This window comes from Pluralibacter sp. (genome assembly GCF_019237635.1).
Taxonomy (GTDB): Bacteria; Pseudomonadota; Gammaproteobacteria; order Enterobacterales; family Enterobacteriaceae; genus Enterobacter_B.
This window is the reverse complement of sequence record NZ_JAFAGS010000072.1, coordinates 98,496-107,695: the sequence shown is the minus strand read 5'-3', so window position 1 is coordinate 107,695 and position 9,200 is coordinate 98,496. Positions and strand designations below refer to the sequence as shown.

Below are 9,200 nucleotides of genomic sequence, written 5' to 3'. Positions count from 1 at the left end.
CGGTACGGCGAGCTTGCCGTACCGCTATTGCGCGCAATCCGCTAACGGAATGAACGGGGAGAAGCGATTCTCAACGTTGAGTTTCAGACGAATATTCCGCTTGTAGGTATACACCGTTTTACTGTTGATATTCATCTCACTGGCAATCATCAGATTGCTGGCCCCTTCCATCCATAGCGACAGCACTTTCTCTTCCTGCCGGGTTAAGAGCGGTGCGGCGATGCGCGTCGGGGAAATGCAGGGGCCGGAATGCAGGGTGGTATGGATAATGTGATGGATGACATCAAGAGAAACCTGTTTGCTGGCGACCGCCGTTTCGGCGTTGTGTGGCGCGTCCGGCTGGAGCAGTAACAGGCGCGAACGCTGGTTGCACAGGTTCAGCAGCGGAGGGATCGTGTGCGCCTGCTGGGGGTCTTTTTCGAATCCTGACAGGTCGGCAATAACCAGGTGGGGTTGCCAGCTTTCAATATGCGCGCGCGCCAGGAGTAAGCTGTTCAGGCTGGTAACAAGGAAATGATGACTGCCATTAACCTGCTGTAACCACGTTTCCAGCCCAAAGCGGCTGAAGTAGCAGCGATCAATTATCAGGATTTTATACATGCTGTTATGAGAGCGAAGGTTAATTTTCGCGGCCGCTAATAAACCGAATTGTCATCATAAAGAAGGCCTTTCCAGGTAAATCCCCGATCTGCGGGGGAAAACACGCTTATTTCGCTGAATCACATAGAAAAGTCTCCCTAACTCAAATTTCTTGAAACACCGGAAAAGGGCGTTAGAATGACTATTCTCACTGACCTTACGGGACGACCCGTAAGCGTATCTTTCAATAACGGGGACGACCCCATCTGGGAGTCATATGTCCTGGTTAATTCTTTTGATCGCCGGTCTTCTGGAAGTCGTGTGGGCCGTTGGCCTGAAATATACCCACGGGTTTAGCCGACTGGTGCCGAGCGTGATTACGGTCGTGGCGATGGTCGTAAGCGTAGCGCTGCTGTCATGGGCGATGAAAAGCCTGCCGGTCGGGACGGCGTATGCGGTCTGGACGGGGATTGGCGCGGTCGGCGCGGCGATAACGGGGATCCTGCTGCTGGGCGAGTCGGCAAGTCTGGCGCGTATCCTGAGTCTGGCGCTGATCGTTTGCGGGATTATCGGTCTGAAGCTTAGTACGCATTAAAAAAATGCCCGGCGTATGCCGGGCATGTTGCGTTGATGCGTTTAGATGAAGAGCACGCCAACCAGGGCGACGACGCTCAGGATGGCCGCCAGTCCGTAGAATACCCACTTACCGCTTGGCACATGGATTTTCAGGTCGTGCATCGCATGGTGAATACGATGCAGGCCGCACCACAGCGGCAGGACAATCATCAGAAAGATGAACGCGCGGCCGATAAAGCTCTGGGCGAACGCCATCACGCGCTCGTAGCTGAATGCGCCTTCCGGCGCCAGGCCCAGCGGCAGCAGCAGGCCGACAATCAGCACAATGACGGGTGCGATAATTGCGCCCCACATACCGCCTGCGCCAAACAGGCCCCAGAATACCGGTTCGTCAGAACGTTTTGGATTTGGATTGATCATCAGGGTCTCCTTACCAGAACAGTGCCACAAACAGGACAACCACGGTCACGACCGCAGTCACCGCCCACAGCCCCTTAATCACCGGCTCAGGCCCCATTTTCTCGCCTTTCACAATGATATTGGCGGCTTTCGGCGCCAGCTCAAACCAGGTTTTGGTGTGCAATACCGCAGCAGCCAGGGTGATGAGGTTTAAGATAACCACAACCGGGTTTTGCAGGAAACCGACAAAACCTGCCCAGCTTTCCGGACCGTGTTTGAGTGCGAACAAGCCGTAAATCAGTACGATACTGAACCATACCGTCGGCACTGCCGTCCCTTCACGAATCATATAGAAGCGATAAAAGGGCAGTTTTTTCCACCACGTGGACGTCATTGGCCGCACATAGGGTTTGCGTTTCGTCGTCATGTTGCACTCCTTAGCGTGGTTTCAGGGTAGCGATAAGAAAGTCTTTCGAACTTTCCACTTTCCCCTGCTGAATGGCGGCAGCCGGATCGACATGCTTCGGACAGACTTCCGAGCAGAACCCGACGAACGTACAACTCCATACGCCATTCTTGCCGTTTAGCTGTGGCATACGCTCTTTCTTGCCGTGGTCACGACTGTCTTCGTTGTAACGGTGCGCCAGCGTAATCGCTGCCGGGCCGATAAACTCAGGGTTCAGACCAAACTGCGGGCAAGCGGCATAGCACAGGCCGCAGTTGATGCACCCGGAGAACTGATGGTATTTCTCCATCTGCGCCGGGGTCTGCGTGTTGGGTCCCTGATCCGGCGTGCGCGGGTTGCCGATGATGTAAGGCTTAATCGCTTCCAGACTTTCGATAAAGTGGGTCATGTCGACCACCAGATCGCGCTCAATCGGGAAGTTGGCCAGCGCCTCGATCTTGATGCCTTTCGTGTAATCACGCAGGAAGGTCTTACAGGCCAGTTTCGGCACGTTGTTGACCATCATGCCGCAGGAACCGCAGATAGCCATACGGCAGGACCAGCGATAGCTCAGGTCGGGCGCGAGGTTATCTTTGATGTATCCCAGCGCATCCAGCAGCGACGTTTGCTCGTCATACGGCACTTCGTAAAACGCGCTATGAGGGGTGGTGTCCACTTCCGGGTTGTAACGCACCACCTCAATTTTCAGATTATTCATCTCAGCCATTCGCCGTCTCCTTCTTCTCGGCTGCTTCTGCTTCAGCACCGTACACGCGTTTTGCCGGTGGCAGCGTGGTGATCTTCACGTCGCTGTAATCGAGGCGTGTTGTACCATCGGCATCGCGGAACGCGAGCGTATGCTTGAGGAAATTGACGTCGTCGCGCTCGGTGCAGCCTTCGTCCAGACGCTGGTGCGCGCCGCGGGATTCTTTACGCGCCAGCGCGGAGTGCGCCATACACTCAGCGACGTTCAGACCGTGGCCCAGCTCAATGGTGTAGAGCAGGTCGGTGTTGAACACGCTGGAGGTGTCGGTAATGCGCACGCGCTTGAAGCGTTCCTGCAGTTCGGCCAGCTTATCGACGGTTTTTTGCATCAGCTCAGGCGTACGGTAGATACCGCAACCTTCTTCCATCGACAGACCCATTTCGTCGCGGATCTTCGCCCAGTTTTCGTTTCCTTCCTGGTTGACCAGCGCCTTCAGGCGTTTTTCAACGTCAACAACCTGTGCGTCCAGCGCCGCGCTGTTGGCAACACCGGCTGTTGCAGCGCGTTCCATAGCGGCTTCACCTGCCAGACGGCCAAACACCACCAGCTCCGCCAGCGAGTTGGAGCCCAGACGGTTGGCGCCGTGCAGACCGACGGAGGAACATTCGCCAACGGCAAACAGACCTTTAATCCGGCTTTCGCACTGTTGATTGGTTTCAATACCGCCCATGGTGTAGTGCGCGGTAGGACGTACCGGAATCGGCTCTTTGACCGGATCGACGCCGACGTAAGCTTTCGCCAGTTCGCAGATAAACGGTAAGCGTTCCAGCAGCTTTTTCTCGCCTAAATGGCGCAGGTCGAGGTGCACGACATCGCCGCGCGGCGTGGAGATGGTGTTGCCTTTACGCCACTCGTGCCAGAAGGCCTGAGACACTTTGTCGCGCGGACCGAGTTCCATGTACTTGTTCTTCGGCTCGCCAAGCGGGGTTTCCGGACCCATGCCGTAATCCTGCAGGTAGCGGTAGCCGTTTTTGTTCACCAGAATACCGCCTTCGCCGCGGCAGCCTTCGGTCATCAGGATGCCGGAACCCGGCAGACCGGTTGGGTGATACTGGACAAACTCCATGTCGCGCAGCGGAACGCCGTGGCTGAGCGCCATGCCCATACCGTCACCGGTCACGATGCCGCCGTTGGTGTTATAGCGATAGACGCGGCCTGCGCCGCCGGTCGCCAGCACCACCGCGTTAGCGCGGATCTGCACCAGCGTGCCTTCCATCATGTTCATGGCGACAAGACCGCGCGCCTGGCCGTCATCCACCAGGATGTCCAGGACGAAGTGTTCGTCAAAACGCTGAATTTGCGGGAATTGCAGGGAAGTCTGGAAGAGGGTGTGGAGCATATGGAAGCCGGTTTTATCTGCGGCAAACCAGGTACGCTCGATTTTCATCCCCCCAAAGCGACGGACGTTGACGCTACCGTCAGGTCGGCGGCTCCATGGGCATCCCCATTGTTCCAGCTGTGTCATTTCCGTTGGGCAATGATGTACGAAGTAATCGACGACATCCTGCTCACAAAGCCAGTCGCCACCCGCGACGGTATCGTGGAAATGATATTCAAAGCTGTCATGGTCCTGAGCAACCGCCGCAGAGCCGCCTTCAGCGGCGACAGTGTGGCTACGCATAGGGTAGACCTTTGAAATCAATGCGATTTTAGCGTTGGGATTAGCCTGTGCTGCTGCAATAGCAGTACGTAGTCCCGCGCCGCCAGCGCCTATAATGGCAAGATCGGCTTGAAAGGTTTGCACGACATTCCTCCAGATTGTTGTTATTTCGCAATGCGCATTACCAAAGGTAGTTCAGTTACCCGAGGCAGCAATTGCGAAAGCGATTCCACTGCTCCTTTATGGGTAAAACAGTATATCCATAAGGCTATGAGGGAAATTTGACGTGTTCGATTTTTTTGGCTTCTCATCCGGTCGATTTATCACTGATTCTGATTAATTTAGTTACTAAACTAGGGAATTGTCGTTTATTCACTGTCCAGCACAAGGTGATTATCTCTGTGCAAAATTTGTCTCACCGAACGCTTACGGGTAGACTTCGTGCCCTTGTTAGAAATCGGAGAGAATCACCATGAGCGAAACGGCAACCTGGCAGCCGAGCGCATCCATCCCAAACCTGTTGAAACGTGCGGCTATTATGGCGGAGATCCGCCGCTTCTTTGCTGACCGCGGCGTGCTGGAGGTGGAGACGCCTTGTATGAGTCAGGCAACGGTAACCGATATTCATCTGGTGCCGTTTGAAACCCGTTTCGTCGGCCCCGGTCACTCGCAGGGGATGAATCTGTATCTGATGACCAGCCCGGAATATCACATGAAACGCCTGCTGGCGGCGGGGTGCGGCCCGGTATTTCAGTTGTGCCGCAGTTTTCGTAATGAAGAGATGGGACGCCACCACAACCCGGAATTCACCATGCTGGAGTGGTACCGTCCGCACTATGACATGTACCGCCTGATCAACGAAGTCGACGATCTGATGCAGCAGGTGCTTGAGTGCCAGCCAGCGGAAAGCCTCTCCTATCAACAGGCGTTTCAGCGCCACCTGGAGATAGACCCGCTGTCCGCGGGCAAAACCCAACTGCGCGAAGTGGCGGCAAAACTGGATCTGAGCAACGTGGCGGACACGGAGGAAGACCGCGATACGCTGCTGCAACTGCTGTTTGCGTTTGGCGTTGAGCCGCAAATCGGTAAGGATAGACCGACGTTTATCTACCATTTCCCGGCAAGCCAGGCGTCGCTTGCGCAGATCAGCACCGAAGATCACCGCGTAGCGGAGCGTTTTGAGGTGTATTACAAAGGTATTGAGCTGGCGAATGGTTTCCATGAACTGACCGACGCCCGCGAGCAGCAGCAGCGCTTTGAACAGGATAACCGAAAGCGCGCTGCGCGCGGCCTGGTGCAACAACCTATCGATGTGAATCTGCTGGGCGCGCTGCAGGCTGGCCTGCCGGATTGCTCCGGCGTGGCGCTGGGCGTCGATCGCCTGGTGATGCTGGCGCTTGGCGCCGAACAGCTTGCCGACGTGATTGCGTTTACCGTCGACAGGGCGTAATTGATTCCCCTCCCCAGCGCTGGAAGAGGGGAAATCCCAGCGGATTTATAAACTTCCCGCCGGGCGCTGACGGGCGGCTGACGTCAGCGTACGACCCGCTTTTCTGCCGTCCAACGTTTCCAGACGCATCTGGAACGGCGGGAATGGCATATCAATACCGTGTTCGCGGAAGCCTGCCAGAATCAGCTGGTGGATCTCATGGCGCAGCGGCATACGGTGCCCCATTTCGGCGGCGTAAATACGTAGCTCGAAAATCTGAATCCCCTGCTGTAGATCGACCAGGAAGACTTCCGGCGCCGGGTTATCAATAACCAGCGAGCAGCGCTCTGCGGCGGTGTAGAGGATTTGCGTGACCTCTTCGCTGTTGGCATCGGCAGGCGCCGGTACCGTCAGCACCACGCGGGTCACGGAATCCGACAGCGACCAGTTGATGAACTGCTCGGTGATAAACGCCTTGTTGGGGACTATGATCTCTTTGCGGTCCCAGTCGCTGATGGTCGTGGCGCGGGTATTAATTTTGGTAATGCTGCCGGTCAGATCGCGGATCGTCACGGTATCGCCAATACGGATCGGTTTTTCAAACAAGATGATCAGGCCCGAGATAAAGTTGGCGAAGATCTCCTGCAAACCAAAGCCTAACCCCACGCCGAGCGCGGCCACCAGCCACTGCAGTTTTGACCACTCAATACCGATCATCGAGAAACCGACCAGCCCGCCAATCAGCATCAGCAAATACTTGGTGATCGTGGTGATGGCATAGCCAGTGCCAGGCGTCAGATCCAGGTGCTGCAACACGGCAAGCTCCAGCAGCGCCGGCAGATTGCGCACCAGTTGGGTGGTGATGATAAACACCAGAATGGCGATCAACACGGCCCCTAAGGTGATGGGCTCAATGCTTTCCACTCCCTGCACCGTGGAGGTGACATCCCACAAGGAGATGTTTTCCAGAAAACCGAAGGCGGAGTGAATTTCCGACCACAGCACAATGACCGAGAGCAGCGCAATCAGCATCAGGATCGAACGCACCAGCCGCAGCGACTGGGCGCTGATGGTGTCGAGGTCGACTTCGCCGATGTCCGTTTCCGCCGATCCCTCAAGGCTGCTGGCATGGTGCGGCTCTTCTTCGCCGCGAGCGCGCTGCGCCAGCATCTCGGCGCGGCGGTGCTTGGCGCGATCGAAGGCCAGGCGTCGGCGCTGAATCAGCATCCAGCGGCGGATGACGTGGTAAATCACCAGCAGCAGGAACCAGATCGCGACGGAGGTTTCAAGGCGCGCCAGCAGCGCCTGGGCAGTGGCGAGATAGCCCACGGCCGCCGCCAGCATCGCCGCCAACGGCGCGCCCAGCAGCAGGTTCCACAGCAGTCGGTTGACCATATTCTCGCCGTTCCCCTCTTTGTCGAGGAACAGCGGGATACCGGCGCGCTTCAGGCTGAGCGTCACGACCGCGAGAGCGCCGCAGATCAGCATAAAGCACAGGCGGCCCAACGAGGCGGAGAACTCCCGATCGTTGAGATTATCAAACATAATCAGCGCCATGATGAGCGGCACGATAAGGCCGATGCTCATCAGGTAGTAGCGCATGGCGCGACCAACGCGGTTCCGCGGCCAGCCGAAATGGGCGATGAACAGCCCGTTGGGGCGGGCGAACGTTGCGCAGATCATCACCACCCACAGCAGCGGCACCGTCGCCGTGACGCCGTCGCCAATCGCGACCGCCAGCGGATACGGCCAGGCTTCCTGTAAACCGTAGCCCAGCGTCATCCACAGCACGGGCAGCGGAGAGGCCACCAGAATCGACCAGAACACGGTACGCAACGTCAGCCAGAAGTGGTCCTGCGTAACCTTGCCGACGCGGGCGCTGGAGCGCTCAAGAAAGCGGGTAAAGTGTTTGCGCGAGCTGATGCTAAAACCGACCAGAATCAGCGCGGCGAAAAACGGCAGCAGCGTCTCTTTACTGGTCAACATCATGACAGAGGCTTTACCCAACTGGCTGAACGTATCCAGCGAGATGAGACGGCGCAGATCCTGGACAATTTGCAGCGGCCAGGCAAACGAGACAGGGCTGACGTCCGAGGTCCAGAACAGGTAGCGATGGGTCGCTTCGTTGATTTCCTGCAGGGCGTCTTCCAGTTGACCGTTGGCGACTTTCAGCTTGGTCAGCTCAAGGAGCAGCGTATCGCCGCCCTGCAGCAGCGAATTGAGCAGCTCGCGCTGGGTGTTGAGCTGGGCGTCAAGAATGCGCGTCTCTTCGGCGGTTAGCGACTGACCGTCGGTCTGGTGGGCCTGACGCAGCTGCGCCTGCTTGCTCAGCAAATCCTCATAGCGCAGGCGGTGAACGCGCAGTTGCGCCATTTCGGTATCCAGCTGCTGCGGTTTGGGAATTTCCGGCAGGCGCGCCACCTGGGCGCGTAGCGCTTCGCCAAGCAGGTTTGACGAGCCCAGCCACTGCGACTGTTCGCGCAGGGTGTTGAGCGCCTGGCGAACCTGCAGGGTTTGATTGGTCGCCTGACGCTGCTGGGAGGCGACGAGATCCATGCGCTGCGCCTGTTGGTTCAGCGCCTGGGAGAGTTCGCGGTTAACCCGGAACTGGGCGACGATGCTGGCGGGCAGGTTAGCGCTGTTCTCTGCCAGCAGCTCCGTGCTTTCCAGCGCTTTTTCAGCCTCGCGTTGGCGCAGGCTGTTGAGCTGGTTTCGCAGCGTCTGCAGGTAAGCATCCAGCTGTTCGCTCTGTTTTTGCGCCAGCTCAGAGCGCATGCGCGCCAGCTCCTGGCGGTTGTTGGCGGAAAGCTGGGCCAGTTCCAGTTCGTTGACCTGCGCCTTAAGCTTTGCGGATTCGGCCTGCAGATTATAGGCCTGCGCCTGGGCAAGCGTTGAACCGCCGCTCTGCGTGCCGCTGCGGCGCTCGACGTCGTTTAGCTGGCGGCGGATATCGGTTTGCTGCTGCGGCAGTTGGCTTAAGGAGTCGGCGATTTCGCGGGCGCGCTCCTGCTCCTGCTGCGCCAGACGGCTTTTTTCCAGCAGTTGGCTGCTGACCTGCAGGATCTCCTGCGTCAGCGCATCGGAACTCATCCCGGCAGGAACCAGGCGCGGTTCCTCATGCAGGTTGTTGAGCTGCGAACGAAGCGTCTGGGAAAGCTTGGGGAAGTTATCGATAACCTGCTGATATTGCGCGGTGCGCTCAAGCGAACCTTTGCGTTCCTCGAGCGCATTTAGCGCGGACTGAAGCGCCTCAACGGCTTCCGGCTGTGCGGGCTTGGCCGCCTTCGCCTGTTCCAGTTCCTGGGTTATCTGTTTGGCGTCGGGGGCTGTCGCTGCGTATGCCCCCAGGCTGAGGCACCAGGCCATCAGGAAAGTGATAATCAGGCGCACGTCCGTCGACCCTTAT

Annotated in this window: 8 protein-coding genes; 2 read left to right on the top strand and 6 right to left on the bottom strand. The window is 57.6% G+C overall.

The genetic code is table 11. The features are described 5' to 3' along the window. Window positions 1-24: 24 nt before the first annotated feature. A complete protein-coding gene (locus JO226_RS08875) occupies window positions 25-600 on the bottom strand; it encodes a LuxR C-terminal-related transcriptional regulator (RefSeq protein WP_293547510.1) in 576 nt (191 codons plus the stop codon). Window positions 601-856: 256 nt separating this feature from the next. Between JO226_RS08875 and sugE the strand changes: the two genes are divergently transcribed. Continuing rightward, entirely contained in the window at window positions 857-1,174 is a 318-nt protein-coding gene (sugE, locus tag JO226_RS08870) for a quaternary ammonium compound efflux SMR transporter SugE (RefSeq protein WP_293547508.1), read from the top strand. 41 nt (window positions 1,175-1,215) lie between these two features. Here the strand turns inward: sugE and frdD are convergent, their stop codons facing one another. The 4 genes from frdD to frdA are packed head-to-tail and all read right to left on the bottom strand — an operon-like array spanning window position 1,216 to window position 4,509. After that, window positions 1,216-1,575 carry a fumarate reductase subunit FrdD gene (frdD, locus tag JO226_RS08865; RefSeq protein ID WP_293547505.1) on the bottom strand — a complete coding sequence of 120 codons (360 nt, stop codon included), beginning with the start codon at window positions 1,573-1,575 and terminating at the stop codon, window positions 1,216-1,218. A 10-nt stretch (window positions 1,576-1,585) separates the two neighbouring features. Then, window positions 1,586-1,981 carry a fumarate reductase subunit FrdC gene (gene frdC / locus JO226_RS08860; RefSeq protein WP_293547503.1) on the bottom strand — a complete coding sequence of 132 codons (396 nt, stop codon included), beginning with the start codon at window positions 1,979-1,981 and terminating at the stop codon, window positions 1,586-1,588. A gap of 10 nt (window positions 1,982-1,991) precedes the next feature. Continuing rightward, entirely contained in the window at window positions 1,992-2,726 is a 735-nt protein-coding gene (locus tag JO226_RS08855; protein WP_293547500.1) for a succinate dehydrogenase/fumarate reductase iron-sulfur subunit, read from the bottom strand. Next, window positions 2,719-4,509 (bottom strand): fumarate reductase (quinol) flavoprotein subunit, encoded by a 1,791-nt coding sequence (gene frdA / locus JO226_RS08850; RefSeq protein WP_293547498.1) that lies wholly within the window; start codon window positions 4,507-4,509, stop codon window positions 2,719-2,721. The genes JO226_RS08855 and frdA overlap by 8 nt, the downstream gene beginning before the upstream one ends. 328 nt (window positions 4,510-4,837) lie before the next feature. Here frdA and epmA point away from each other — a divergent pair, with 328 nt between their 5' ends. Continuing rightward, entirely contained in the window at window positions 4,838-5,815 is a 978-nt protein-coding gene (gene epmA, locus JO226_RS08845; protein ID WP_293547496.1) for an elongation factor P--(R)-beta-lysine ligase, read from the top strand. Window positions 5,816-5,860: 45 nt separating this feature from the next. On the opposite strand, the gene mscM is transcribed toward epmA, so the two are convergent. After that, complete coding sequence (mscM, locus tag JO226_RS08840; protein WP_293547493.1) at window positions 5,861-9,184, bottom strand: miniconductance mechanosensitive channel MscM; 3,324 nt, start codon at window positions 9,182-9,184, stop codon at window positions 5,861-5,863. Between the last annotated feature and the right edge of the window lie 16 nt (window positions 9,185-9,200).

Coding starts and splice junctions, on each gene's coding strand:
- JO226_RS08855 (WP_293547500.1), bottom strand. CDS start 2,726: ATGGCTGAGATGAATAATCTGAAAATTGAGGTGGTGCGTTACAACCCG.
- JO226_RS08875 (WP_293547510.1), bottom strand. CDS start 600: ATGTATAAAATCCTGATAATTGATCGCTGCTACTTCAGCCGCTTTGGG.
- sugE (WP_293547508.1), top strand. CDS start 857: ATGTCCTGGTTAATTCTTTTGATCGCCGGTCTTCTGGAAGTCGTGTGG.
- frdC (WP_293547503.1), bottom strand. CDS start 1,981: ATGACGACGAAACGCAAACCCTATGTGCGGCCAATGACGTCCACGTGG.
- epmA (WP_293547496.1), top strand. CDS start 4,838: ATGAGCGAAACGGCAACCTGGCAGCCGAGCGCATCCATCCCAAACCTG.
- frdD (WP_293547505.1), bottom strand. CDS start 1,575: ATGATCAATCCAAATCCAAAACGTTCTGACGAACCGGTATTCTGGGGC.